This window comes from Paraburkholderia dinghuensis (genome assembly GCF_003837865.1).
GTDB classification, from domain to species: Bacteria; Pseudomonadota; Gammaproteobacteria; order Burkholderiales; family Burkholderiaceae; genus Paraburkholderia; species Paraburkholderia dinghuensis.
In genome coordinates, this window is record NZ_RQIS01000004.1 from 323,970 (window position 1) to 350,380 (window position 26,411).

Below are 26,411 nucleotides of genomic sequence, written 5' to 3' on the forward strand. Positions count from 1 at the left end.
CGTCGCCTGGTTCGTTGCCTGATACGCAAGCGGACGTCGGCAGGCGGTCCTCAGCCTGCCGGCGGTTGTTGGCCCGTCTGAACGATGCGCTGAAGCAGCGCGTCGTATTCAGCCACGCCTGGCGCCGTGTTGTCGAAGACGATGAGCCCGTCGCACTGCGCGCCCGACGGCACGAATCGGCGCTGCCGGTATTCGTCCCAGTGGGCGAGCTTGTAGGCGTCGTTCGGATTGCCGCGCGCGATGATGCGACTGTGCGCCGTGTCTTCCGATGTCTGCACCCAGACCACCGCGATCTCCACCGATGGCGCGACGCCGAGCCATGCACGGTCGAAGAGCCGACGGTCGCGAATTTCGCGCGAAAGCGGCCCCACGACGATCGCGCTGACGCCGAGTTCGATGTTTTCGCGGGCAGTGTCGAGGAGCCCCTGGTATTCGGGGTCCCGCAGATGCTGGAGGAAGAGGGGGCTGTCGCGGTCGTTTGGATCGTGCGTGAGCGCGGCCATGGCGGCGGCGCTGTAGCGGCCGTAGAGCGTGTCCTTGTCGAGCAGGCAGAACGCCTCGCCCGTGGCGCGGCCGAGCGGGCCTATCAGGCGCTTCGCGAGCGTTGTCTTGCCGGTGCCCGCGTGGCCGCACATAAATACGAGTCGTGTCACGAACGGCGCTTCCCTGCGTTGCCCTGCGGTGTGCCCTTACCGTGGCCGCTCGCTTCGAGCCACATCGCGTTAATGACGCCGAAGCCGGGTGCAACCCCGATGCCCGCTATCCACGTGAAGTACCCCATCGTTTCTTTCTCCTTGCCTTGAGTTGCCTTGAGTTGCCTTGAATTGCCTTGAAGCGCGGCGCAGCGCCGCCGCTTGCCGCGCGAATGTTGTACCGACGATGATGGCCGGTATGCGTGCGCTGCGCAAGCGCGTGGCGGGGCAGACACGTGCGCCGGGACGCCGCGCCGTCCGCGCGTATGATGAGCGCACAGCGGGGCTGCGGCCCTGGAAGGCGACCAGGCAGACCGACATAGACAGGGGTAGCGTCCATGGCTTCGCGCGTGTTCCGTGCCTTGCTCGAACCCGCTGCTAATGTGCACCGTGGTTATCGCGCCGCGTCACGCGTTCTGGCGCTCGCCATGCTCGGCGTGCTGACAGTCGCCGGCTGCGGCGAAACACCCGCGACGCCGGTGCCGTTCAAGCCCGTGCCTGCCGAACGCGTTTTGCTACCCGTTTATGTGCAACCGGGCGAAGGGCTCGTCGCGGTGGACGTGCGGCGCGAACGAACTGGCAATGTGATCGTCAAATTCCGCGATGCGCCGCTCTACGTCGACGGCAAGCAGGTCACCGACCTGATGAACGGCGAGCACGTCGTGCTGTATCTGGTTCCGGGCGTGCACCGGATCGGCGTGACGACGCAGTTCGATCCGTTGGTTGAGATCCGCTTCGTGGTCGACCCGCGCTACACGAACCGCGCAAGCGTCACTTTCGACACCGATCACCGCGTCCTGATCCGGCGCGTTGGGCAGTAACGCCTGTAGCGATTCGCGTGCTCGCGGGGAGGTGTCCGGCGCAGCGCGGGTCGCCGTGAAGCGCCCTATACTGGCGAACCGGAGCCACGCCAGGATCAATCTCAGCACGGGCTGCGCCCGTCGCCGGAACGAAAAACACATGCTGATCAATTGCGCCGCGTATCAGAACGGCAAAAAACTGGGCGATGTTGCGATCAAGGACATCAGCGACTACCTCGCCCAATCCGAGTGCTTCGTCTGGGTCGCGCTCAAGGACCCCGACGACGCCGAGATGGCCGCCATGAAGGAGGAGTTCGACCTGCATGCGCTTGCGATCGAAGACGTCATGCGAGGCGGGCAGCGGCCGAAGATCGAGGATTACGGCGACACGCTCTTCACGGTCCTGCACACCATCGAGACCGGCGACGACGGCGAACTGATCATCGGCCAGGTGAACATCTTCGCGGGGCCGAACTTCGTGGTTTCGGTGCGCCATCGCGCGCAGCAGGGTTTTCAGGACGTGCGTGCGCGCTGCGAACGCGAACCGGAGCTGCTCAAGGAAGGCGCGGGCTTCGTGCTTTACGCGCTCGTCGACAGCGTCGTCGACCGGTACACGCCGGTGGTGGAAGTGCTTTCGGAAGAAATCGAGGAACTCGAGGATCGCATCTTCGAGAAGCACAGCCTCGCGGCCTCGCGCGCGATCATCCAGGACCTCTATTCGCTCAAGCGCCGCCTCGTGATCCTCCAGCATCACATCACGCCGCTTGTGGATGCGGTGGGCAAGCTCGTCGGCGGGCGCGTTCCGTCGATCTGCTCGGGTATGCAGGCGTACTACCGCGATGTCTACGACCACCTCGTGCGCGTGTCGAACATGATCGACGCACGCCGCGACATGATCGTTACGGCGGTTCAGGTGAACCTCGGCATGATTTCGGTCGCCGAGGGCGAGGTGACCAAGCGGCTTGGCGCGTTCGCGGCGCTTTTCGCCGTGCCCACCCTGATCGCGGGTATCTACGGGATGAATTTCCAGTCGATTCCCGCATTGCAGTCCCGCTTCGGCTTCCAGATCTGCCTCGCCGCCATGGCGACCATCGACGGAATCCTGTACTTCCTGTTCCGCCGCGGCGGGTGGCTCTGAATCCGGGACACACCGCGGCGTACGGCCGGCTGCGCGGCCAGGCCGGCCGCGTCCGGAATAGAGGCAAGCTTCGGGACCATCGAGAAATAGAAGAAAAATCCCGGGGTGCTGCGCGTGCTCGAAGCGCCGGCCGTGGTCGCGGCGTCGTGACGCCAGCCCCGAGGTGCGCGGTCTGCAACGCCTGCTGAAAATAGGGCTCAAGAAATACGCCTGTAAGCCGTTATGTGTTACGTGATGGCGACGATATCGGCGCGGCCGGCTGGATGGAGGCCGGGCGCGCCGCGCTTTGCATGCCACCGCCCAAATGCCATGCGTAGCGTGAGTACCCGTAGAGCGGATCCCTCGGGTGCGAGTGCTACGCGTACCTGGCGAGCGATCGCTCGGGGCGTGGTCCGCGCGACACGTGCGGCGTGTCGGGGGGCAATTTCCGTATCGCGGCGCTCGCAGTGACGGGCGCGCTGAGCAACGCGACGCGGCCGCAACAGGCAGCAAACGAGGCAGGAGCAATAAGAAAATGGCGACGATCAAGGATGTGGCCGCCGTGGCGGGGGTGTCGTTCACCACGGTGTCTCACGTGGTGAATAACTCGCGACCGGTGTCGGCAGACGTTCGGACCAAGGTCGAGCGCGCGATCCGCGAGCTGAACTACGTGCCTTCGGCGGTAGCGCGTTCGCTCAAGGCGCGCTCGACCGCGACGATTGGGTTGCTGGTGCCGAACGGCACGAATCCGTACTTCGCGGAACTGGCCCGCGGCGTCGAGGACGGCTGCGCGCAGAAGGGCTACTGCGTCTTCTTCTGCAATTCCGACGACGATCCGCTCAAGCAGCGCAACTATTTGCGCGTGCTGCAGGAGAAGCGCATCGATGGTCTGATCGTGGCGTCGGCCGGGGAGGACGCGGTGCTCGCGGCAACCCTCGCCGACGCGCGCGAGCCGCTCGTCGTGGTGGACCGCAACATCGAAGGCCTCAGCGCCGATCTCGTGCAGATCGACCACGAGCGCGGCGCATGGCTCGCGACGCGGCACCTGATCGAACTGGGCCACTCGCGCATCGGCTGCATTACGGGGCCGGTCTCGATGGCCGTGAGCGCGATGCGCGTGCATGGCTTCCTGCGTGCGATGGCCGCGCGCGGTATCGAGATCGCGCCGGGCGCGATCGTCGAGAGCGATTTCTCGGCACCGGGCGGCTATCGTGCGGCGGCACAACTGTTCGACACCGTGCGTCCTACCGCGATCTTCGCCTGTAGCGACATGATGGGTATCGGCGCGCTGCGCGCCGCGGCTGAGTGCGGCGTTTCCGTGCCGGACGATTGCTCGATCATCGGCTTCGACGATATCGAGTTTGGCCGTTTCACCTGGCCCGCGCTGTCGACTGTCGGGCACTCGGTGCGGGCGCTCGGCGAAATGGCCGCGCTCAAGCTGATCGAGCGCATCTCGGGCGGGGCCGAGGCCTCACCGCCCGGAGTCCGGCACGTGGCGGCGCCGCGGCTCATCGTGCGAGAATCGACTGGGGCGGTTTCCGGCGCGGTCGAGCCGGAGCCGGTCGCGGCCTCGGGCGCCGTGCTGGAAGGGGCCGCCTGAGGGAGGCGCTTGCAGGAGCCGGTTCGAGCGACCGATTCAAGTGGTCGTTTGAAGCGGCCGTTTGAAGCGATTTGCGAAAAACGGGCGCAGCGCCACTCGACACCATCCCTCGACGCAGGAGAACCCGTGGCGACTGAGACGCTCACCCGACCCGCACGCGGAAGCGTCGCGGTGGTCGGCAGCCTGAACATGGACCTCGTCGTGCGTGCGCCGCGCCTGCCTCATCCCGGGGAGACGCTCGCGGGAAGCGCGTTTGCGCAGGTCGCCGGCGGCAAGGGCGGCAACCAGGCCGTCGCCGCCGCTCGCCTCGGCGCGCAGGTCGCGATGATCGGCTGCACCGGCGCCGATGCCAACGGTACGGTGCTCCGCGCGGGACTTGCTGCGGAGGACGTCGACTGCAGTGCGCTGGAAACGTCGCCGCAGGCGCCAACCGGTGTGGCGCTGATTGTCGTCGACGAAGCGAGCCAGAATGCGATTGTCATCGTCGCGGGCAGCAATGGCGAAGTGACTCCCGACACGATTGCCCGGCACGAAGCCGTGCTTGCCCAGGCCGACGTGGTGGTCTGCCAGCTCGAAACGCCCTATGACGCCGTGCATGCGGCGCTCACCGTTGCGAAACGGCTCGGGAAAACAACGATCCTCAACCCCGCACCCGCCACAGGCCCGCTGCCGGCGGAGTGGCTGCCGCTCGCCGATTACCTCGTACCGAACGAACTCGAAGCCGCGGCGCTCACGGGCCTGCCGGCAAGCACGCCCGAGGACGCCGGGCGCGCTGCCACGGCGCTCCGTAGCCGGGGCGCGTGCAACGTGATAGTCACGCTCGGCGCACAGGGCGTTTGCGCGTTGCTCGGGGACTCGCCGCCCGCGCTGTGGCCGGCGCCGCGTGTCGCTGCGATCGATACGACTGCTGCTGGCGACACGTTCATCGGCGCCCTGGCTGCAAGGCTGGCCGCTGGCGTCGCGGCACCCGAAGCCGTGCACTTCGCATTGCGCGCGGCATCGATCTCGGTGACGCGCGCGGGCGCGCAACCTTCCATTCCGCGCTTCCACGAAGTGCCGGTCTAACCCGCCTGGCTGCTGCAGCGCGACGCGCCGCAGCACCGTCGCCCGGCGATTCTCACGGTTTGTCACTATTTTGCGCACCGGGCCGCGCGTCGTACCGCCACGTCGTGCAAGCGTTCTCGCGTGCCGCCCTCGGTCGCGCCGCTGTGTTGCAGTGGCATTTCTTTTCATTCCGCTCCGTGGGAGCCCGCACGCTGCGGCGTCACAGTTACGGTAAATTGAGGGACGCTGTCATGACCGTGGTCCGGCGGCGCGGTACACTGCGCGCGTCGGCATTCGGGCGCCGCTCCGTGGCGCTCCGGGCGCTCATGTCTTGCCGGGGGCATCCCCGACGGAAGCGCCCCTGACGCAACGACACCCGAGTTCGCCGGCGCCTGGTGCCGGTCGTGTGTGACAGAACAAAAGGACCCAGACATGACGCATGACCATCTCGCGCAGCTCCTCGTGAATGCGCGCCGCCGGCATCAACCGATCGTCACGGTGGCGCCCGAGCACCTGCCGCCCGATGCGGCCACGGCCTATGCCGTCCAGCAGGCGGTGCTAGCGGGCCTTGGTACGACCACGGGGGCGTGGAAGGTCGGCGCGCGCACACCGGGTGGCCCGGCGTCGGGTGCGCCGATACCGGCGCCGCTCGTCCATGCCTCGCCCGCGCGCCTCGAGCAGCAAGCGTTCTTTCGCGTGCTGGTGGAACTGGAGGTTGCATTTCGCTTCGCTGAGCCTATCGCTCCGCGCGCCGATGCCTATGCGCGCGACGAGGTGCTCGCGCGGGTTGGACAGATCCTGCCGGCCATCGAGATCGTGGACAGTCGCTTCGCCGAATGGCCGAACGTTGCGCCGCTCGCGCAACTCGCTGACGCGCAGAACAACGGCGCGCTCGTGACCGGCCACGCGGTGCCATATAGTGCGCTTGCACGCTCGTTTGATTTCGTCGCGCCGAAACTTGAACTGACGTTCAATGGCACGTCGCTCGTGTCCGAGGCTTCCGGCAATCCTGCGGGCGATCCGCGCGAATTGCTGGTCTGGTTCGTCAACCACTGCGCGGCCATGGGCATCACGATCGAATCCGAGTGGACTGTGACAACGGGTACATACGTCGGCGCGCATCGCCTCGATGTGCCGGGGCTGCTGCATGGCCATATCGACGGACTCGGCGAGGTGGAAATCGAGTTCGTTTGAAGCGGGCGGCGCCACCGCACCCCGGCATCGAACAAGTAAAAAGCCGTCGGCACAGGGTGCGACGGCTTTCTTTTTTGCCCCGTGTTCATTGCCCGCACAAGCTGTCGAGCGTGCCAGTTTCGTCCGCGGCAAAAGCATTACTGACTTCAGGGACAGGAATCCGACCCAGGGCGAATCCCACATAGGCATGCGAGCTTCACGAAACATGCGGCAGTTGCACGTAAAGCGGGAAAAAAATAAACGGTGACGTGTAGCGACAACAGCGCGCAAAGGCACAGTGATGCCACAAGAAAAGGGTGAGACTGCGGGAAGGCTCGATGACGAAACGCCCTGCGCACCAGGGCATTGACGCATAGAGTGGATCAGGCCTTCCGGATGCCGCGCGGCCCGAATATTGCGCGACCGGGGAAGATAATTGTACGGCGTGATCGGCAGCCGTCCAAGCGCTCTTTCCATCAGGGCATCAGGCGCGATTTATGTGTGAAAAAAAATTCAAAAGGGTTTAGGATGAATTCGGGCGATGTCGTTTCCCTGTGGGCGCGCCGCGCACGACATCCGTCGCAGATCTAGCGAGGAGGTAGCATGGATATCTACAGCAGCTTCGCGAACCGCTTCGAAAAAACGCGAGAGGAAGAGTTCTCGCTTGAGGAGTATCTCGCGCTCTGCAAAGAAGATCCCAGTGCGTACGCCACAGCCGGCGAGCGCATGCTCACTGCAATCGGCGAACCCGAACAGATAGACACTCGTCACGATCCACGCCTGTCGCGCATCTTCGCGAACAAGGTCATCAAGGTTTATCCCGCGTTCCGCGAGTTCTATGGCATGGAGGACGTGATCGAGCAGGTGGTCGCGTATTTCCGCCACGCGGCCCAGGGCCTCGAAGAAAAGAAACAGATTCTCTATCTGCTCGGTCCGGTGGGCGGTGGCAAATCGTCGATTGCCGAGCGCCTCAAGCAGCTCATGGAGCGTGTGCCGTTCTATGCGATCAAGGGATCGCCCGTGAACGAATCGCCGCTCGGTCTGTTCGATTACGACGAAGACGGACCCATTCTCGAAGAGCAATACGGCATTCCGCGCCGCTATCTCAAGAGCGTTCTCAGCCCTTGGGCCGTCAAGCGTCTGCACGAGTACAACGGCGATATTCGTCGCTTCCGCGTAGTGCGCCGCTATCCATCGATCCTGCGGCAGGTCGGTATTGCGAAGACGGAGCCAGGCGACGAGAACAATCAGGACATCTCGTCGCTCGTCGGCAAGGTCGATATCCGCAAGCTCGAACAATACGCGCAGGATGATGCCGATGCGTACAGCTATTCCGGCGGCCTGTGCCTCGCGAATCAGGGTTTGCTCGAATTCGTCGAAATGTTCAAGGCACCGATCAAGGTGCTGCACCCGCTGCTCACCGCGACGCAGGAAGGCAATTTCAAGGGTACCGAAGGATTCGGCGCGATTCCGTTCAACGGCATCATCCTTGCGCACTCGAACGAGTCCGAGTGGAAGGCGTTCCGCAACAACCGGAATAACGAAGCGCTGCTCGACCGGATTTTTGTCGTGAAGGTGCCGTACTGCCTGCGCTACTCGGAAGAGATGAAGATCTACGAGAAGCTGCTGCGCAATTCGTCGCTGGCCGATGCTGTGTGCGCGCCTGGCACGCTCAAGATGATGGCCCAGTTTTCGGTGCTCACGCGTCTCCAGGAGCCCGAGAATTCCAGCCTCTTTTCGAAGATGCAGGTCTACGACGGTGAAAACCTCAAGGACACCGATCCGAAGGCAAAGTCGTATCAGGAGTATCGCGACTTCGCTGGCGTGGATGAAGGCATGAACGGCGTCTCCACGCGCTTCGCATTCAAGATTCTCTCTCGCGTGTTCAACTTCGATTCGACCGAAGTTGCCGCAAATCCGGTGCATCTGATGTACGTGCTCGAACAGCAGATCGAGCGCGAGCAGTTCCCGCCGGAAACGGAGCAGAAGTTTTTGTCGTTCGTGAAGGACGTATTGGCATCGCGCTACGCCGAGTTCATCGGGAAGGAGATCCAGACGGCTTACCTCGAATCGTATTCGGAATACGGGCAGAACATATTCGACCGCTACGTCACGTATGCGGACTTCTGGATTCAGGATCAGGAGTTCCGCGACCACGACACGGGCGAAAGTTTCGACCGCGCGGCGCTCAACGCCGAACTGGAGAAGATCGAGAAGCCTGCGGGCATCAGCAATCCCAAGGACTTCCGCAACGAGATCGTCAACTTCGTGCTGCGCGCGCGCGCAGGCAACGCCGGAAAGAATCCGGCCTGGATCAGCTACGAGAAATTGCGCGTGGTGATCGAGAAGAAGATGTTCTCCAATACGGAAGAACTTTTGCCGGTTATCTCGTTCAATGCGAAAGGTTCGGCAGAAGAGCAGCGCAAGCATGAAGACTTCGTCAACCGCATGGTGACGAAGGGCTATACGCCGAAGCAGGTACGGTTGCTCTGTGACTGGTATCTGCGGGTGCGCAAGTCGTCATGAGCAACGTGGCTTTACTGTCCGGTCGGGGCGCAGCCTGTGCTGCATACAGGCTGCCCGCCCGGACTTCCGGTGTGGCACGCAGCGCATGGCCGTAAGCGCGAAGTAGACGGCCTGCGCCGCTAGCGCCAATCGCGCAGCGCCTCGCCATTCGAAACTCGAGCGGGAGACTGGATGTGCTTCATCAAATCATCGACCGCAGGCTGGCCGGCAAGAACAAGAGCATTGCAAACCGCGAGCGCTTTTTGCGCCGCGTGAAAAACTATATTCGTCACGCCGTCTCGGAAGCGGTGCGCGACCGAAGCATCAAGGAAATACAAAAGAACCAGAGCATTACGATTCCGCGTAAGGACATCGCCGAACCGTCTTTCCGCCACGGTCCCGGCGGCCGGCGTGAGATGGTCCATCCGGGCAACGAGGACTACGTGCGCGGCGACCGCATTCCGCGTCCGCAGGGCGGTGCGGGCGGTGGCGGGAGCCAGGCGAGCAACGAGGGCGAAGGGCAGGACGATTTCGTTTTCGAGCTTTCACGCGAAGAGTTCATGCAGTACTTCTTCGACGACCTCGAACTGCCGCGTCTCGTCAAAACCCATCTGATGGCCGTGCCTACGTGGAAGAGCATCCGCGTGGGCTGGGCGGCCGAGGGCACACCCAACAATATCGACGTCGTGCGCTCCCTGCGCAGTGCGCTCGGGCGCCGCATTGCGCTTGGCGCGCCACTTGTCAACGAACTTCACGAACTCGAAGAGCAGCTTGAGGTGCTCAAGGCCGATCCTGCCGACCGGCGCGAAGAAATCCGCCTGCTCGACGAGCGGATTCACCATTTGCGCGGACGCATCTGGCGCATCCCGTTTATCGACCCTTTCGACCTGCGTTACATCAACCGCATAAAACAGCCGCAGCCGTCGAGCCAGGCGGTCATGTTTTGTCTGATGGATGTATCGGGTTCGATGGACGAGCAGCGCAAGGATCTGTCCAAGCGCTTTTTCATCCTGCTTTACCTGTTCCTCAAGCGCAATTACGAGCGCATCGAGGTGGTCTTCATCCGCCACCATACGCGTGCCGAAGAGGTCGACGAAGATACCTTCTTCCATTCGACCGAGAGCGGGGGCACGGTCGTTTCCAGCGCGCTGGAACTGATGAGGGAGGTGATCGAGGACCGTTATTCGCCGACCGACTGGAACATCTACGGAGCGCAGGCGTCGGACGGCGATAACTGGACGGACGATTCGCCCAAGTGCAAGAAGATCCTCGCGGATGACATCCTGCCAAAGGTGCGGTATTTTGCGTATATTCAGGTGACGCCGGAAGAGCAAAATCTCTGGCTCGAATACGCACAGCTGGCGCTCACCGAACCGCATCTGGCGATGAAAAAAGTGGACACCGCGGCGGATATCTACCCGGTTTTCCGGGAGCTTTTCGAAAAGCAGGTGGAGACATCATGACGACGCGCCACTTGCATAACGAAGCGCGCGGCTATCAGCCAGAGCGCCAGAAAACTGGCGGCCACGAAAAAGGGCAGCATGGCGTGCAGGAGGACGCCACTGCGTCCGCCGCCGGGGAGCGCGGGCATGCCGCCGAGCCCGCCCGTGAGACGGAGCGCGCGCAAAGCCAGCAAAAGGAAGTGCAGATGAACGTAGCCGATAGAAGGCCGTTGCCTTGCCCATCCGACTGGACCTTCGAGTTGATCGAAGAGTACGACACGCACATCTCGCACGTTGCGGAGCAATATGAACTGGACGTCTATCCGATCCAGCTCGAACTGATCAGCGCCGAGCAGATGATGGACGCCTACGCATCGGTGGGCATGCCGGTGAACTATCGCCACTGGTCGTTCGGCAAGCACTTTCTTTCTACCGAAAAGAGCTACCGGCGCGGCCAGATGGGGCTCGCGTACGAGATCGTCATCAACTCGAATCCATGCATTGCGTATCTCATGGAAGAGAACACGATGACGATGCAGGCGCTCGTCATCGCGCACGCGGCTTACGGCCACAATTCGTTCTTCAAGGGCAATTACCTGTTCCGTCTCTGGACAGACGCTCACGCCATCATCGACTACCTCGTCTACGCGAAGAACTACATCGCGGAATGTGAAGAGCGCTATGGCCTCGATCGCATCGAGGAACTACTCGACTCCTGCCACGCGCTGATGAACTATGGCGTGGACCGCTACAAGCGCCCGCAGAAACTCTCGCTCGAACGCGAGGCGGCCATGCGTCGCGAACGCGAGGTCTATCTGCAGTCGCAGGTTAACGATTTGTGGCGCACGCTCCCCGCGAGACATCAACCGGTCGCCGAAGAAGTGGAGGAGCGGTTTCCGCCGGAACCTCAGGAAAATCTGCTGTATTTCGCCGAAAAGAACGCGCCGCTACTCGAACCATGGGAGCGCGAGGTGATCCGCATCGTGCGGAAAATCGGTCAGTACTTCTATCCTCAGCGGCAAACACAGGTCATGAACGAGGGATGGGCCACGTTCTGGCATTACACGCTGCTCAATACGCTCTATGCGCAAGGCAAGCTCGAAGACGGCTTCATGATGGAGTTCCTGCATTCGCACAGCAACGTCGTGTATCAGCCGCCGGTCACGAAACCCTATTACAGCGGCATCAATCCATATGCACTGGGGTTCTCGATGATGAGCGACATTCGCCGCATCTGCGAAAACCCCACCGACGAAGACCGCAAATGGTTTCCCGAACTCGCGGGTAGCCCGTGGCTCAAGTCTTTGCACTACGCCATGCGGAATTTCAAGGATGAGAGCTTCATCGCGCAATACCTCTCGCCGCATCTGATCCGCGAAATGCGGCTCTTCTCCGTGCTCGACGACGACATGCGCGACGCGCTGGAAGTCTCGGCGATTCACGACGAAAGCGGCTACCAGTATGTGCGTCAGGCGCTCTCTCGGCAGTACGACATGCATCACCGCGAGCCGAACATTCAGGTGTGGTCGGTCAACACGCGCGGCGACCGCAGTCTCACGCTGCGCCACTTCATGAGCGACAACCGCCATCTCTCCGGCGACACGGATGAGGTGCTGCGCCACATGGCAAGGCTGTGGCAGTTCGACGTGTTTCTCGAAAGCGTCGACGAGAACGGCACCGTGCGCAAACGCTACGAGTGTCGCTACATGCCGCCGCCGGTGAGGGCGTAGTCGCGCCGGGCGTCGCTCGCGCTTCGCCAATCTCGTCAATCACGTTGAAGGCCAGCCTGCGGGCTGGCCTTTTTCGTTTCGTCCGTGCATGTCGGCTAACGCGAAGCAAAGTGCGCGGCCGCGCTACCATACGCGCTCATCGAAACCGATTGAAGGGGCGTGCGCGGATGCAGAGATCGAAAGGATGGCGCCATGGCATTTGAACCATTCAAGGGCGTGCGGCCTTTGAGCCGCGCGTCGGCATTGCGTGACTCGCGCGCGGGCGTGATGCTCGCGTTCATGAACATCCCGCAGTTACTCGGTTATGCACGCATAGCGGGCATGCCTGGCGTTACCGGCCTGTATACGGGCTTTTTGCCTGTGATTGCGTTCGCGATCTTTGGCGCGTCGCGACATCTCGTCGTGGCCGCCGATTCCGCGACAGCCACGATTTTCGCAAGCCGTCTCTCGACGATGGCCACGCCGTCCAGCGCGGAGTACGTTGCGCTCGCAGGCATGACCGCGCTGCTCACTGCCGTGTTGCTATTGATCGCGCGTGTTTTTCGCCTCGGTTTTCTAGCCGATTTCCTCTCGCGGACCGTGCTCGTCGGATTCCTGACCGGCGTCGGCGTGCAGGTGGGCATCGCGATGCTTGGCGACATGTTTGGCATTGCAGTCACTTCGCGCCGCACCGTTGTGCAGGTTCGTGAGATCGTGACGCAACTGCCACACATCAATGGGGCGACGTTGGGCATTGCTGCGTTTGTCGTCGTGGCAATCCTGTTCTTCAAACACTACCGTCCTCGCTGGCCGGTGCCGCTTATCGCCGTGGTGGGCGGCATAGTCGCGAGCGCGACCCTGAACTTCGCCGCACACGGCATCGCCGTGATCGGCCCTGTGGCGGGTGGCTTGCCACCCGTCACCTTTCCAGCACTCGACTTGTTTCAGGTGATCGACCTGTTGCAGGTGTCCGCGGCGTGCGTCGTCGTCATCGTCGCGCAGAGCGCAGCGACGAGCCGTGCCTTCGCAGAGCGCTATGGCGAACGCGTCGACGAGGACGTTAACCTGCTCGGTCTGGCCGCAGCGAATGCCGTCGCGGGCTTGAGCGGCGCTTTTGTCGTGAACGGCAGCCTCACGCAGACCGCCATGGCCGACGAGGCCGGCGCCCGCAGCCAGTTCGCGCAACTCGTATTCGCAGGCGTCGTGCTCGTCGTGTTGCTGTTCCTCGGCCACTGGCTGCAATACCTGCCTCACTGCGTGCTCGCCGCGATCGTGTTCACGATCGCCGTGGGGCTGGTCCATGTCCGGCAGATGTACGCCATTCGCCGCGAAAGTCCTGGCGAATTCCTGCTCGCATTGACGACGGCGCTGGCAGTGGTGGTGATGGGTGTGGAGAACGGCATTCTGATCGCAATCGGGCTGTCTCTGCTTCGTCATGTGCGCCATAGCTACCGGCCGCACACAATGGTGCTCGTGCCGGGCGAGCAGGGCCGCTGGCAGCCCGAACCGACGCAGCCCGGCATGCAGACCGCACCCGGATTGATCGTCTACCGCTTCGGTTCCGATCTGTTCTACGCGAACGACCATCTTTTCGTCGATGAGGTCCGGCACCTGGTCGATCGTGCGCCGACGACGGTGCGCTGCTTCGTCATCGACGCGGCAGCGATCACCGTTCTGGATTATTCGGCTGGACGTTCGGTTGGCGACTTGTGCGAATCGCTTTCGAGCCGGGGTGTGAAGGTGATTTTCGGCCGCGTGAACCGCTATTTGCGTTCAGACATGGACCGGCATGGCATCACGCGCGTGGTAGGCGCAGAAAATCTCTACACGACGCTGCACGAGGCGCTGGCCGCCGTGCGGCCCGGCCTCCAGATTCATACCGAAGAGTGACCGCGGCGCCGCGATCGGCACCATAAAGTGATCCTGAATAATTGTGCATAGCTTGCGAATGGCTTGCATTGGCGTGTCCAGACAAACCCCGATTGTCCCGGCGAATTTGCCGCTGCAATCTTGCGCCACGAGCGTGTGGAAGCGCTTCCACTCATCCCCGTTGCGGGTGCTGCTCGCGCCCGGCCGACGGTTTAGCGAAGGAGCTTTCGTGATACAAGATCCAGCCGCTTCGCCGAATTCCGCCCACACCACCACGCCAGACGACGCGTTCACGCCACCCGCCGGGTCGTCGCTATGGCGCCGCGATTTTCTGCTCGGCGCAGCGACGGCGTCGTACCAGATCGAGGGCGCCGTCGCCGAGGACGGCCGTCTTCCGTCGATCTGGGATACGTTCAGCGCGACGCCCGGAAAAGTGCTCGCGGGCGACACGGGTGCTGTGGCCTGCGATCACTATCACCGATGGGAAGCGGATCTCGATCTCATCGACAACCTGAATTTCGAGGCCTATCGCTTCTCGATTGCGTGGCCGCGCGTGATGGACGCGGCGGGTCGCCCGAACGCGAAGGGCATCGACTTCTACAAGCGCCTGCTTGGACGCCTGAAAGAGAAGGGCATACGAGCGTTCGCGACGCTTTACCACTGGGACCTGCCACAGCATCTGGAAGACCGCGGTGGCTGGCTCAACCGTGACACGGCCTGGCGCTTCGCCGACTATGCCGACCTCATGAGCCGTGAACTCGCGGGCCAGGTCGATGGCTGGATGACGCTCAACGAGCCATGGTGCTCGGCGTATCTCGGCTACGGTAGTGGCCATCACGCACCCGGTCTCGCGAATGTTCGCTATGCGACACAGGCGTTGCACCATCTGCTGCTCGGGCACGGGCTCGCGATTCCCGCGCTGCGTGCTAACGATCCGGGCTCGGCGAAAGGCATCGTCGCGAACGTGGGACGAGGTACGCCCGATTCGCCGTCCGCCGCCGACGTGCGCGCCGCGCATCTGTTCGAGGTGCAGCACAACGCGTGGATTCTCGACCCGCTGCTCTGTGGCACGTATCCGCAGGATCTGTTCGAGTTGTGGCCCGGCGCTGAGCCGCTGGTGCTCAACGGGGATATGCGAACGATCTCGGCGCCACTCGACTTTCTCGGCATCAACTACTATTTCCGCACCAACGTAAAGAGCGATGGCGCGCATGGTTTCGTCGAAGTGCCGCTGGATGGCGTGGAGCGCACGCAGATGGGTTGGGAAGTCTACCCGGACGGTCTGCGCGATCTGCTCACGGGCTTTCGTGATGCCTACGACAACCTGCCGCCCATCTACATCACCGAGAATGGCATGGCGTCGAACGATCGCGTGATCGACGGCCGGGTGGACGACCCACAGCGGATTGCGTTCCTCAAGCGCCATCTGGCCGCGGTCGATGCTGCAATCAAGGCGGGCGTGGACGTGCGAGGCTATTTCGTGTGGTCGCTGCTCGACAACTTCGAATGGGCGTTTGGCTATGAGCGGCGCTTTGGCGTCGTCCATGTCGATTACGACACGCAAAAGCGCACCATCAAGCGCAGCGCCGAATTGCTCGCGCGTTTCATCGCGGAACGCCGCACGCGCGGTACGGCATAACGCGTGCGCGTGAGACCGGCTTGCGGTAACCACGTAGTGACCGTTCATGCACGGCAACCCGGAACAACCGGAGGAGACACAATGAAACATAACGTACCTGTCCTGCGCGGCGTGGCAGCCGCGTTGATGCTGGCCAGCGCGTTCGCGGCGCATGCCGCAGCGCCGCTCAAGGCTAACGTGATCCACTGGTGGACCTCGGGCGGCGAGTCCGCCGCCATCAAACAGTTCGCGCTCGCTTACGACCAGGCGGGCGGACAGTGGGTCGACAACGCCATCGCGGGCGCGGATCAGGCGCGCTCAACGGCGATCAACCGGATCGTGGGCGGCGAGCCGCCCACCGCCGCGCAATTCAACACGTCGAAGCAGTTTCACGATCTCATCGACCAGGGACTCCTGAATAATATCGATGCAGTCGCAGCGAAGGAAAAGTGGGATGCAATCTTTCCCGATTCGATCCTCACTGCGATCAAGGTGAAGGGCCATTACTACGCGGTTCCGGTCAACATCCACATGCAGGACTGGTTCTTCTACTCGAAGCCGGCGTTCACGAAGGCTGGCATCGCGGGTGAGCCGAAAAGCTTCGACGAACTTTTCGCCGATCTCGACAAGCTCAAGGCTGCCGGGGTCATCCCGCTCGCGCTGGGTGGCCAGGCATGGCAGGAGAAAATCACCTTTGACGCGGTCTTCGCCGACATGGACCGCGACCTGTACATGAAGGTCTATCGCGATCGCGATGCGAATGCCGTGAATTCACCGGCCTTCCGGAACGTGCTGACGACTTTCAAACGCCTGCACAATTATGTGGACCCTGGCTCGCCGGGACGCAACTGGAACGACGCAACAGCGCTCGTGATCACGGGTAAGGCCGGCATGCAGATCATGGGCGACTGGGCGAAGGGCGAGTTCTCGGCCGCGAACCAGGTAGCGGGCAAGGACTTCGGCTGTTTTCCGGGTTTCGGGCCGAAGCCGCCGTACATGATCGCCGGCGACGTATTCGTGTTCCCGAAGACCGACAACGCCGAGCAGGTCAAGGCACAGCAGTTGCTTGCGACCGTGATGACATCGCCTGCGGCGCAGGAGGCGTTCAACCAGCGCAAGGGCTCGATTCCGATCCGGCCGGACGTCGACACATCGGGCTTCGACATCTGCGCGAAGGAGGGCATGGCGATCATGAAGGACAAGTCGCGGCAGCTGCCGAACCCGGAAATGCTGATTCCGCCTGACGTGCAGGGCGCGCTGCAGGACGTCATTACGAACTTCTGGAACAAGAACCAGTCGGTCGAGGATGCGCAGAAGGCCTTTGCTACGGCGATCAGGAGCTAAGCCTTTTCATGTACGCGCTCAAGCTGCATCACGCGAGACGGCAGGCGCGGCCGCGGGGGTCCACGCGGCGGCGTCTGTCGCTCGCCGCGTGGATCGCACTTGCACCGATGGCTGCGACCGTGGTGTTCGCTTATCTGGGCACGATGCTATGGACGGCGCACGTTTCGCTGACCTTTTCGCGCTCGCTGCCCTCGAATACTTTCGCGGGTGTGACCCAGTACGTCCGGCTCTTCCAGAATGACCGCTGGATCGGTTCGCTGCAGAACATCGTGATCTACGGTGTGTGCTTCATTGCGGCCTGCCTCGTGCTGGGGATACTGCTCGCGATCTTTATCGATCAGCACGTCGTGGCCGAAGGTGCACTGCGCACGGTATTCCTTTACCCGTATGCGATGTCCTTCGTCGCCACGGGGCTCGTGTGGCAGTGGATCCTCAACCCCGAACTCGGCGTGCAGTCCGTACTGCATCACCTCGGCTTTACGAATGCGCGTTTCGACTGGATCGTCTCGCAGCGTTTCGCGATCTACACGCTCGTGATCGCGACGGTGTGGCAGGCGTCCGGTCTCGTGATGGCGCTGATGCTGGCCGGCCTGCGCGGCATCGACGACGAAATCTGGAAGGCCGCGCGGCTCGACGGTATTCCGCGCTGGCGCGTCTACGCGAGCATTGTCGTGCCGATGCTGAGGACATCGCTATCCACGGCATTCGTGCTGCTCTTCGTGATGGTGGTGAAGCTTTACGACGCCGTTGTGGCGATGACCCAGGGCGGCCCCGGCACGGCCAGCGAAGTGCCCGCGAAGTTCATCATGGACTATCTGTTCAATCGCGCGAACATCGGACTTGCGTCTGCGGCGTCGATCGTGCTGCTCGCAACCGTGCTCGCGATCCTCGCCCCGTTCTTCTACGCACGCAGCCGCGCGGCCCTCAAAGGAGCGCGACAATGAGCGCACCGCTCGTCGATTTGCCGGACGCCGCATCGCGCCTGCGAGCGAAGCCCGCACACGCTGGTCCGAAACGGCGTTCGCGCCTCACACCCGCGCGCGTGGGCGTCTATGCCTTTCTTTTCACTGCTGCGCTCTTTTCCCTGCTGCCGCTTTACGTGATGCTCGTGACGTCGGTGAAACCGATGGAAGAGATCCGGCTCGGCAATCTGCTCGCGCTGCCCGTGCATCTCACCCTTGCGCCGTGGCGTGACGCGTGGGCATCGGCGTGTACGGGGCTCGATTGTGGCGGCATTCGCGTAGGCTTCTGGAACTCGGTGCGCATCGTGGTGCCGAGCACCTTCTTCTCGATTGCCGTGGGCGCCGTGAACGGCTACGCGCTCTCGCTCTGGCGGCCGCGGGGAGCAGGCGTGCTGTTCGGCATCCTGCTCGCGGGCGCATTCATCCCCGTTCAGGTGATGGTCTATCCGCTCGTGCGCGTGCTTGCGACCGTGCATCTGTTCAGCTCGCTGCCCGGCATCGTCGTGATTCATACGATCTTCGGCATGCCCGTCATGACGCTTCTGTTCCGCAACTACTATGCGTCGCTGCCGCAGGAGCTATTCAAGGCCGCGCGCATAGACGGCGGGGGATTCTGGCGCATCTTCACCCAGCTGATGCTGCCGATGTCGGTGCCAATCATCGTCGTCGCGATCATCATGCAGGTCACGGGTATCTGGAACGACTTCATTCTCGGCCTCGTATTCGCGGGCACGAAGAATCTGCCCATGACCGTTCAGCTGAACAACATCATCAACACCACAACGGGCGAGCGGCTCTACAACGTCAACATGGCCGCGACGATACTCACGTCGCTCGTGCCGCTCGCGATCTATTTCATCTCGGGACGCTGGTTCGTGCGTGGCATCGCGTCGGGTGCCGTGAAGGGGTAAGGAGCAGGGAATGGCGAATCTGGCGAACGTAGCGGTGCGCAATCTGCGCATCGAACTTGGCACAAACACAATAATCGAGAACCTCGATCTCGACGTGCGAGGCGGCGAGTTCGTCGTGCTGCTCGGGCCGTCGGGCTGCGGCAAGTCCACGCTGCTGCACAGTATCGCGGGGTTGATCGACGTGACCGACGGGAGCATCGAGATCGGTGGCGAAGACATGACGTGGGCCGACCCTAAGGATCGAGGCATCGCGCTCGTTTTCCAGTCGTACGCACTCTATCCGACCATGAATGTCGAGCGAAATCTTTCGTTCGCATTGCGTATTAATGGCACGCCAAAGCCCGAAATCGAGCGGCGCGTGAAGCGCGCGGCCGACATGCTCCAACTTGAACCGCTGCTCAAGCGCAAGCCCGCACAACTGTCGGGCGGGCAGCGGCAGCGCGTCGCGATCGGACGCGCGATCGTGCGCGAGGCGGACGTGTTTCTCTTCGACGAGCCGCTGTCGAACCTCGACGCGAAGCTGCGTACCGAATTGCGTCGCGAGTTGAAGCAACTGCATCAGCAACTCGGCGCGACGATGATCTATGTGACGCACGATCAGGTCGAGGCGATGACGCTCGCCACGCGCATGGCGGTCATGAAGGGCGGTGTGATCCAGCAGTTCGGCACACCGGCCGAGGTCTACGCGCGCCCGGACAATCTGTTCGTTGCCACGTTCCTCGGTGCACCGCCGATGAACCTGTTGCAAGGCACGCTCGCGGGTGGCGAGGGCAAGCTGTGGTTTCGCACGCCGCACATCGAGGTGGACGTCACACGCTATGCGTTCAGGGGCACGCCCGATTTCACGCGACCATGTGTGCTCGGAATTCGCCCCGAGGACGTGCGCGTGGCGGGAGCGGTGCGTACCGGCGACACGGCGTGGCAAGGCCGTGTGACGCTCGTCGAACCAATGGGCAATCATCGGGTGGTGTGGCTCGAGTACCATGGTGTGCAGATCGCGTCGATCGATCAGGACAAGACGCCGCTTGTGACCGACGCGGCGGTGCCGTTCGGCCTCGATAGCGCACATGCCTCGCTATTCGACGAAGCAACGGGCAACCGCCTTTGAACGGCGACGGCGCACGAACGACAGCGGCAAAGGGGAGAACAGGACGTGGCAACCCTGAAAGATGTTGCGGCGCTGGCAGGGGTGGGGCTTTCCACGGCTTCGCGGGCACTATCGGGCAACGGACCGGTATCGGCCGAGGCGGCCGCACGCGTGCAGGCTGCCATCGATCAGCTCAAGTTTCGCCCTTCGTCGATCGGGCGAGCCATGGCGACGCAGTCGCTCGGGATCATCGGCCTTTTCGTACCGACGTTCTTTGGCTCTTACTACGGCACGATCCTGAAGGAAATCGACACGGAACTGCGTGCAATACGCCGCCACGTAGTGGTGGCGACCGGTTGCGGAGAGGGGGCGCCGCGCGAACAGGCCATCGAGGCAGTGCGCTTTTTGATCGGGCGCGATTGTGACGGCGTGGTGGTCATCGGTCACGAACTGCACGACGACGATCTCGAGATGCTAACTGGCATGCACCCGCGCATGGCGTTTCTGAATCGCGCCTTCAGCCAGTCACCGGCGTCCTCCTTCTGCGCCAATCATTTCCACGGCGGCGAACTCGCAGCGCGCACACTCATCGAGCACGGACATCGGGAGATTGCAGTGATCGGCGGGCCGGCGTCTTCATCGGACAATATCGCGCGTCTGAACGGCTTTTTCTCAGAACTCGCGCGCCACGGTATCGCGCGCGACGCTGTACAGCACGTAGAGTCCGATTTTTCGCCGGAAGGCGGCTATGCCGCCGCGCAGGCGCTGCTCGACGCGAGACGGCACTTCACCGGGCTTTTCTGCGCGAACGATACGATGGCAATGAGCGCGCTGGCACGGTTGCAGCAGGCTGGTTTATCCATCCCGCACGACGTGTCGGTGATCGGTTACGACGACGATTATTCAGCGGCCTATATGGCGCCCGCGCTGACGTCGGTGCATATTCCAACCGCGGAACTCACGCGAAATGCGGTGCGCTGGCTCATCAATCAATGCTACGGCGCCCACTGGCCAATCGAGCGCGCCTTTCCCGTGAATGTGACCATGCGCGCGTCGGTGGCGAGGGTGTCCACCGAACGCGCGCAATGATCCTGGTGCCGCGTTTGCGCCGTTAGCGCGCGGGGGTGTACGTTCCCGTGAGCGACTTTAGGAACGCCACGATGGCCTTTTCGTCGGCCTCGGAGAGCGTCGTGCCCAACTGGTATTTCGCCATGTCGCGCACTGCCTCATCCAGCCCTGTCACGCTGCCGTCATGGAAGTACGGGGCCGTCAGTTCGACGTTGCGCAGTCCCGGCACCTTGAAGGCGCGGGCATCGAGCGGGTCTTTCGTGACGTTGGCGCGGCCATTGTCGGCCTCGGTCGGCTCGGTGCCGCGTGCGGCGAACCAGTCGGCTGCGCGGCCCATGTGCTCGAACGATTGCCCGCCCAGGTTCTTGCCGACGTGGCAGCTTGCACAACCTTTTTCCTTGAAGAGGGCGTAGCCCCGCGCTTCTTCGGTATTCAGGGCGTGCAGGTTTCCTCGCAAATAGGCGTCGAAGCGGCTCGGCGTCAGCAGCGTCTTTTCAAATTCGGCGATGGCGTCCGTGATGTTCTTGCCCGACCATCCATTCGGGTACACCGCGACGAAGTCGCTCGTGAACGCCGAATCCTGCTTGAGTTTGCCGACAATCTGATCCCACGATGTGGACGCCATTTCGACGGGATTGAGCGGCGGGCCGCCAGCCTGGTCTTGGAGCGTGGCTGCGCGGCCGTCCCAGAACTGCTTGTGATTGAGCGCCGCGTTAAACACCGTGGGCGCATTGACTCCGCCCAGCCCCCCATTCACGCCCAGCGAGTACTTGCGTCCGTCCACGCCACCCTTCCCGAGTGAGTGACAGCTTGCGCACGAGATCGTGTTGTCGGATGAGAGCCGGGTATCGTGGAAAAGCCGCATGCCGAGCGCGACCTTGCGCTTGTCGACGGGCAAGGAGTCAGGCAAAGGCTGCACGGGGTCGTTCGCGAATGCTTCGGCGACACCTTGTGTCACGTACCACTGGCGGCGCGACTTAGCGACCCAGTCGAGCAGGATTTGCCGGTCGTTTTCGGTCAGTCCGGTGCTCCAGTGCACCGAGCGGAACAACGGCGGCGGCATCGTCCCGCTCTTCGTGACGGCTTCGATTTTCGCGAGATCGGCCTCCGGTGGCGGCGTGCCATCGCGCAGGGCGTCGAAGATCGCATCCATGCGGAAATAGCGCAGGCCGGTCTGAACGTCGCGCTCCGAAAGTTGCCGGATACCGGGCAGCGCGGCGTAGCCCGGCAGCACCGTCTTGGTGGAGTGGCAGTAATAACACGCGTTGCGATCGAGCACGCTGCGAACGCGGCTTGCTTCGGGCGACGCAGCGGGCTGCGCGACAGAAGCCTCTGCGTAGGCGGTGTCGTGGTACCACGCATAGACGGAGATGCCGAGATAGCCGGCGAGAAATGCAGAGGCGATAACAACTAACAGCTTTTTCATGCGTGTATCGTTGTGGATATATAAAAGGATGCCTTATTGATCCAGTTAAACACGCGTGCAGACTATGTGCGTTGCATGGATTACTGGGGTAACGTTCCATGCTACGCACGCGCGGCGTTTTGTCGTTGTTCTCGGTCAAGTAGTTTGTACCCCGTCAGGCAGAGTGCGGCTGGCGCGTAGTTCGATATTGGATGTCGCGTAGGACATCAGGTTGGGTGTGCGAAGGATATATGCGCGCCGTTGTGCGAGATTCAGGATTGGCCTTCCGCTATCAAGCGCTCGATGCGTTCGCGGTAAATCCCGTCGGTGAAGAGGACGTGGCAGCTGTTATCGACAGCGCCTGCGCAATTCTGTTTGCCTGTCTGCCGGAAGACGCGACGCACGTGCGTGGCAAACTCGCGGGGCTCACTGATCGGCCTGGTTGCGAAACAGAGGGTGTCCTGCGGAGGCGTATGCGCGAACGCGCGCATGCGAAGGAGGAAGAGGTGTCGTTTTACGTAAGGAACAACGCGGTGCGGGTTCCCGGCTATGCGATCTTAATTCGAATGAGTCGAATGACCGATCGCACAGCTTGCGAGCCTCGGCTCAATCAATGACGCTTACTTCAGCCGCCCGGCCAGAAATTGTTGTAGCCGCTCGCTGCGAGGCGCATTCAGGACCTCCCGGGGATCGCCTTGTTCCTCGATTTTCCCCTTGTGCAGGAAAACTACGTGATTCGACACATTGCGTGCGAAGCCCATTTCGTGCGTGACGACGATCATCGTGCGGCCTTCTTCCGCGAGCGCCTGCATGACTTTCAGCACTTCGCCGACGAGTTCAGGGTCGAGCGCGGAAGTCGGCTCGTCGAACAGCATGACTTCAGGTTCCATCGCCAGCGCACGGGCGATCGCCACGCGCTGTTGCTGACCGCCCGAGAGGTGTGACGGATATTTGTGCTCGACAGCGGCCGTAAGACCGACCTTGGTGAGGTATTTTCGCGCGCGGGCCTCGGCTTCGGCCCGGCTCAATCCGAGGACGCTCACGGGCGCTTCGATGATGTTTTCGAGCACGGTCATATGTGCCCACAGGTTGAAGTGCTGGAAGACCATCGAAAGGCGCGTGCGCATCGTCTGCAACTGCTTCGGATCGCTCACGCGCAGGGCGCCGCTACGGTCGGCGGTCGTGCGGATTTCCTCGCCGTTTAGCGTGATGCGTCCGGAGCAGGGCGATTCGAGGAAGTTGATGCACCGCAGAAACGTGCTTTTTCCCGAGCCGCTGGATCCGATCAGGCTGATCACATCGCCGGCTTTCGCCTTGAGCGACACACCCCTCAATACCTCGTTCTCGCCGAATTTTTTGTGCAGGTCGTCGACAGTCAGCTTGTACATTGCTCAATACACTCCATCGGGGCAGCGCGGGGTTCAGTGCCCTTGCGGTTTCAGGTAAGCCAGCATGCGTGTTTCCATGCGGCGGAAAGCCCAGATCAGGGCGAAGACGATGGCCGCATAGATCGCGGCGGCGATACCGTAAGCCTGGAAAGTCATGTAGGTCGCGGAGTTCGCGTCGCGTGCCACTTTCAGAATGTCCGGTACGGTCGCGGTGAAGGCGAGCGTCGTGGCGTGCAGCATCAGGATCACTTCGTTGCTGTACGAGGGCAGCGCACGTCGCAATGCAGAGGGCAGGATGATGCGCGTGTAGAGCTTGTACTTCGACATGCCATATGCGAGGGCCGCTTCGATTTCGCCGTAAGCGGTTTCCTTGATCGATCCGGCAAAGATCTCCGTAGCGTAGGCGCACTCGTTGAGGGTGAACGCCAGTAGCGTGCAGTTCATGGCGCTGCGAAAGAAGGTGCCCAGCAGTTCGTGTGAGTGGACGAAGTGCAGGCTGTAGATGCCCGTGTAAGCGATCAGCAGCTGGACATAGAGCGGCGTGCCGCGAAATACATACGTATAAAACCAGACGGGGCGCGAAATCCAGACATTACGCGAGGCGCGCGCGATGGCCAGCGGCACGGCGAGCAGGAAGCCCAGTGCGATCGAGACCACCAGCAACCAGAGCGTAATGACGAGGCCGGTATAGTTGAAGCCGTCGCTGTACAGAAAATTCCGCCAGTATTCCTGAATAAGCCCGATCACAGCGCAGCCCTCCGGACGCCGATCGAATAGCGCTTTTCGAGGCGATGCAATGCGAAGTTGGAAACGGTGGTGATCGCGAGATAGATGGCGCCTGTGACCACCGTGAAAAAGAAGAACGCCTGGGTAGCCTTCCCGGCGTCCTGCGAGGCCTTCACCACGTCGGCGAGTCCGATGATCGAGACGAGCGCGGTTGCCTTCACGAGTACCTGCCAGTTATTGCCGATGCCTGGTAGCGCGAAGCGCATCATCTGCGGGAACAGGATGCGCGTGAAGACTTTCCGGGCACTCATGCCATACGAAAAGCCGGCCTCGATCTGTCCGCGGGGCACGGCGAGAAATGCGCCGCGGAAGGTCTCGGTAAAGTACGCGCCGTAGATGAAGCCGAGCGTGATTACGCCCGCAACGAAGGGGTCAATGTCGATCTGGTCCATGCTCAGCGCGTCGGTCAGATTGTTGAGCCAGATCTGGATGCCGTAGAACAACAACAGCATCAGAACGAGATCGGGCACCGCTCGGATCAGCGTCGTGTACAGCGTGCCGACGCGGGAAAGCAGGCGGTTCGGCGAAAGCTTCGCCGCGGCGCCGGCGAGCCCAAGCACAAACGCCGCAGCAAGCGACAGCATCGCAAGCTTGATGGTTTCCCACGTGCCCGCGAGGAGTAGTGGGCCGAAGCCGTGAAAATGCATGGATGGATTTCCTCGATAGCAGGGCGCGCGACGCGCATTGGCGCGGCCCGCGCTCCCTTGTTGAAGCGCGTGGAGACGGACGGATTCAGCTGCCGTAGACGTCGAAGTCGAAATACTTCGACGCGATCTTCCTGTACGTTCCGTCCTTGACCATGTCGGCAATAGCTTTGTCGATCTTCGACTTGAGGTCGGTATCGTCCTTGCGCATGCCGATGGCGGCGGCGCCAGTCGGGATCTGCGGACCGGCGAACGCGAAGCCGGCACCGCGCGGGGTTTTCAGGAAGCCCAGGTCAGCCTGTATTTCGTCCTGAAGTGCCGCGTCGAGACGGCCCGATTGCAGGTCCAGATAGACCTGATCCTGGTTCTGATAGGTGACGACGTTGACACCCTTCGACGCCCAGTTCTCCTTCGCGTAGGTTTCCTGGGTCGAGCCTTGCTCGACGCCGACTGTCTTGCCCTTGAGCGACTCGATGGTCGGAAGCACGGTGGAACCCTTCTTCGCGACGAGGCGCGTCGGCGTGTTGTACATCCTGGCGGAGAAGGCGATCTGCTGTTCGCGCTGCGGTGTCATCGTCAAAGCGGAGAGCGCGCCGTCGAATTTCCGCGACTTCAGGCCAGGAATCATGCCGTCGAAATCCTGCTCGACCCACACGCATTTCGCATTGAGGCGTCGGCAGATCTCATTGCCGAGATCGATGTCGAAGCCGACGAGCTTGCCATCAGGCGCCTTCGATTCGAACGGCGCGTAACTGGCGTCCGTGCCGAAGCGGATCGTGGACCAATCCTTCGCATAAGCACCACCGGCAGCAAGAGCGAGCGCGACGCACAAAGCAAGTTTCTTCATGAAGTCTCCTAAAGCGATTGTCGACATTGCACTTCGGACCAGGGCCGGCTCGTCCTGCAAGCCTCAATACCCGGAAGTCCGCTTGGATTGGCCTGACTAGTTGTCTATACAAATTAAACCGTCGGGCGGACGATCAACAATCAGTGTTACTACTGACGAGGTTGATCATGCCGTGAATTGGACGGTGAAAAACCTGCGAGTAACATGGGTATTTGCGGGTATACGTGGAGATAAATTGACTTGTATAGACAAGATGGCTTGTGTAACCTGCATTTACCTTGTCCAGACAACTTTACTGTGATGATTAAACTGACGCCCGGCCACCTGACTCTCCCGCAACTGCGCCAGATCGCGCGCGAAACGGTGAAACTCGAACTCGATCCGGCCAGCTTTGCCGGGA

General features: G+C 62.1%; 23 protein-coding genes. 16 read left to right on the forward strand and 7 right to left on the reverse strand.

The genetic code is table 11. The features are described 5' to 3' along the window. Window positions 1-50: 50 nt before the first annotated feature. The gene (locus D1Y85_RS07815) at window positions 51-653 is read right to left on the reverse strand and encodes a P-loop nucleotide/nucleoside kinase family protein (RefSeq protein ID WP_124150477.1); all 603 of its coding nucleotides are present in this window, start codon (window positions 651-653) and stop codon (window positions 51-53) included. Next, complete coding sequence (gene cydX, locus D1Y85_RS07820) at window positions 650-781, reverse strand: cytochrome bd-I oxidase subunit CydX (RefSeq protein WP_124150478.1); 132 nt, start codon at window positions 779-781, stop codon at window positions 650-652. The genes D1Y85_RS07815 and cydX overlap by 4 nt, the downstream gene beginning before the upstream one ends. Window positions 782-1,030: 249 nt before the next feature. Between cydX and D1Y85_RS07825 the strand changes: the two genes are divergently transcribed. From D1Y85_RS07825 to D1Y85_RS07895, 15 genes are all read left to right on the forward strand, one after another. Continuing rightward, complete coding sequence (locus tag D1Y85_RS07825; protein ID WP_124150479.1) at window positions 1,031-1,513, forward strand: hypothetical protein; 483 nt, start codon at window positions 1,031-1,033, stop codon at window positions 1,511-1,513. 139 nt (window positions 1,514-1,652) lie between these two features. Next, complete coding sequence (gene corA, locus D1Y85_RS07830; protein ID WP_124150480.1) at window positions 1,653-2,630, forward strand: magnesium/cobalt transporter CorA; 978 nt, start codon at window positions 1,653-1,655, stop codon at window positions 2,628-2,630. A gap of 514 nt (window positions 2,631-3,144) precedes the next feature. Beyond that, on the forward strand, window positions 3,145-4,209 hold the full coding sequence (locus D1Y85_RS07835; protein WP_124150481.1) for a LacI family DNA-binding transcriptional regulator: 1,065 nt from the start codon (window positions 3,145-3,147) through the stop codon (window positions 4,207-4,209). Between the two features lie 126 nt (window positions 4,210-4,335). Then, window positions 4,336-5,274 (forward strand): ribokinase, encoded by a 939-nt coding sequence (gene rbsK / locus D1Y85_RS07840; protein WP_281278269.1) that lies wholly within the window; start codon window positions 4,336-4,338, stop codon window positions 5,272-5,274. Window positions 5,275-5,685: 411 nt separating this feature from the next. Then, window positions 5,686-6,447, forward strand: coding sequence for a 2-keto-4-pentenoate hydratase (locus D1Y85_RS07845; protein WP_124150482.1), 762 nt, complete (start codon window positions 5,686-5,688; stop codon window positions 6,445-6,447). A 582-nt stretch (window positions 6,448-7,029) separates the two neighbouring features. Continuing rightward, on the forward strand, window positions 7,030-8,952 hold the full coding sequence (locus D1Y85_RS07850) for a PrkA family serine protein kinase (RefSeq protein WP_124150483.1): 1,923 nt from the start codon (window positions 7,030-7,032) through the stop codon (window positions 8,950-8,952). Between the two features lie 173 nt (window positions 8,953-9,125). Beyond that, window positions 9,126-10,394 carry a YeaH/YhbH family protein gene (locus D1Y85_RS07855; RefSeq protein ID WP_124150484.1) on the forward strand — a complete coding sequence of 423 codons (1,269 nt, stop codon included), beginning with the start codon at window positions 9,126-9,128 and terminating at the stop codon, window positions 10,392-10,394. Next, the gene (locus tag D1Y85_RS07860; protein WP_124150485.1) at window positions 10,391-12,103 is read left to right on the forward strand and encodes a SpoVR family protein; all 1,713 of its coding nucleotides are present in this window, start codon (window positions 10,391-10,393) and stop codon (window positions 12,101-12,103) included. The genes D1Y85_RS07855 and D1Y85_RS07860 overlap by 4 nt, the downstream gene beginning before the upstream one ends. 192 nt (window positions 12,104-12,295) lie before the next feature. Beyond that, window positions 12,296-13,972 carry a SulP family inorganic anion transporter gene (locus D1Y85_RS07865; protein ID WP_124150486.1) on the forward strand — a complete coding sequence of 559 codons (1,677 nt, stop codon included), beginning with the start codon at window positions 12,296-12,298 and terminating at the stop codon, window positions 13,970-13,972. A 208-nt stretch (window positions 13,973-14,180) separates the two neighbouring features. Further along, a complete protein-coding gene (locus D1Y85_RS07870) occupies window positions 14,181-15,590 on the forward strand; it encodes a GH1 family beta-glucosidase (RefSeq protein WP_124150487.1) in 1,410 nt (469 codons plus the stop codon). Window positions 15,591-15,671: 81 nt separating this feature from the next. Continuing rightward, window positions 15,672-16,913, forward strand: coding sequence for an ABC transporter substrate-binding protein (locus tag D1Y85_RS07875; protein WP_124150488.1), 1,242 nt, complete (start codon window positions 15,672-15,674; stop codon window positions 16,911-16,913). Between the two features lie 8 nt (window positions 16,914-16,921). Beyond that, the gene (locus D1Y85_RS07880) at window positions 16,922-17,857 is read left to right on the forward strand and encodes a carbohydrate ABC transporter permease (protein ID WP_124150489.1); all 936 of its coding nucleotides are present in this window, start codon (window positions 16,922-16,924) and stop codon (window positions 17,855-17,857) included. Beyond that, entirely contained in the window at window positions 17,854-18,786 is a 933-nt protein-coding gene (locus tag D1Y85_RS07885) for a carbohydrate ABC transporter permease (RefSeq protein WP_246024818.1), read from the forward strand. The genes D1Y85_RS07880 and D1Y85_RS07885 overlap by 4 nt, the downstream gene beginning before the upstream one ends. A gap of 10 nt (window positions 18,787-18,796) precedes the next feature. Next, window positions 18,797-19,894, forward strand: coding sequence for an ABC transporter ATP-binding protein (locus D1Y85_RS07890; protein WP_124150490.1), 1,098 nt, complete (start codon window positions 18,797-18,799; stop codon window positions 19,892-19,894). Window positions 19,895-19,939: 45 nt separating this feature from the next. Further along, window positions 19,940-20,962, forward strand: coding sequence for a substrate-binding domain-containing protein (locus D1Y85_RS07895; RefSeq protein ID WP_124150491.1), 1,023 nt, complete (start codon window positions 19,940-19,942; stop codon window positions 20,960-20,962). 22 nt (window positions 20,963-20,984) lie between these two features. On the opposite strand, the gene D1Y85_RS07900 is transcribed toward D1Y85_RS07895, so the two are convergent. Next, the gene (locus D1Y85_RS07900) at window positions 20,985-22,367 is read right to left on the reverse strand and encodes a cytochrome c peroxidase (RefSeq protein ID WP_124150492.1); all 1,383 of its coding nucleotides are present in this window, start codon (window positions 22,365-22,367) and stop codon (window positions 20,985-20,987) included. 257 nt (window positions 22,368-22,624) lie between these two features. Here D1Y85_RS07900 and D1Y85_RS07905 point away from each other — a divergent pair, with 257 nt between their 5' ends. Continuing rightward, window positions 22,625-22,963: a hypothetical protein gene (locus tag D1Y85_RS07905; RefSeq protein WP_124150493.1), complete on the forward strand. Its 339-nt coding sequence runs from the start codon at window positions 22,625-22,627 to the stop codon at window positions 22,961-22,963. Window positions 22,964-22,966: 3 nt separating this feature from the next. On the opposite strand, the gene D1Y85_RS07910 is transcribed toward D1Y85_RS07905, so the two are convergent. The 4 genes from D1Y85_RS07910 to D1Y85_RS07925 form a co-directional block, all read right to left on the reverse strand. Then, window positions 22,967-23,734 (reverse strand): ABC transporter ATP-binding protein, encoded by a 768-nt coding sequence (locus D1Y85_RS07910; RefSeq protein ID WP_124150494.1) that lies wholly within the window; start codon window positions 23,732-23,734, stop codon window positions 22,967-22,969. A 33-nt stretch (window positions 23,735-23,767) separates the two neighbouring features. After that, window positions 23,768-24,481: an ABC transporter permease gene (locus D1Y85_RS07915; protein WP_124150495.1), complete on the reverse strand. Its 714-nt coding sequence runs from the start codon at window positions 24,479-24,481 to the stop codon at window positions 23,768-23,770. Further along, entirely contained in the window at window positions 24,478-25,167 is a 690-nt protein-coding gene (locus D1Y85_RS07920; protein WP_124150496.1) for an ABC transporter permease, read from the reverse strand. Before D1Y85_RS07920 ends, D1Y85_RS07915 begins: the two co-directional genes overlap by 4 nt. Window positions 25,168-25,252: 85 nt before the next feature. Next, window positions 25,253-26,011, reverse strand: a complete 759-nt coding sequence (locus tag D1Y85_RS07925) for an ABC transporter substrate-binding protein (RefSeq protein WP_124150497.1) — start codon at window positions 26,009-26,011, stop codon at window positions 25,253-25,255. Window positions 26,012-26,411: the final 400 nt, after the last annotated feature.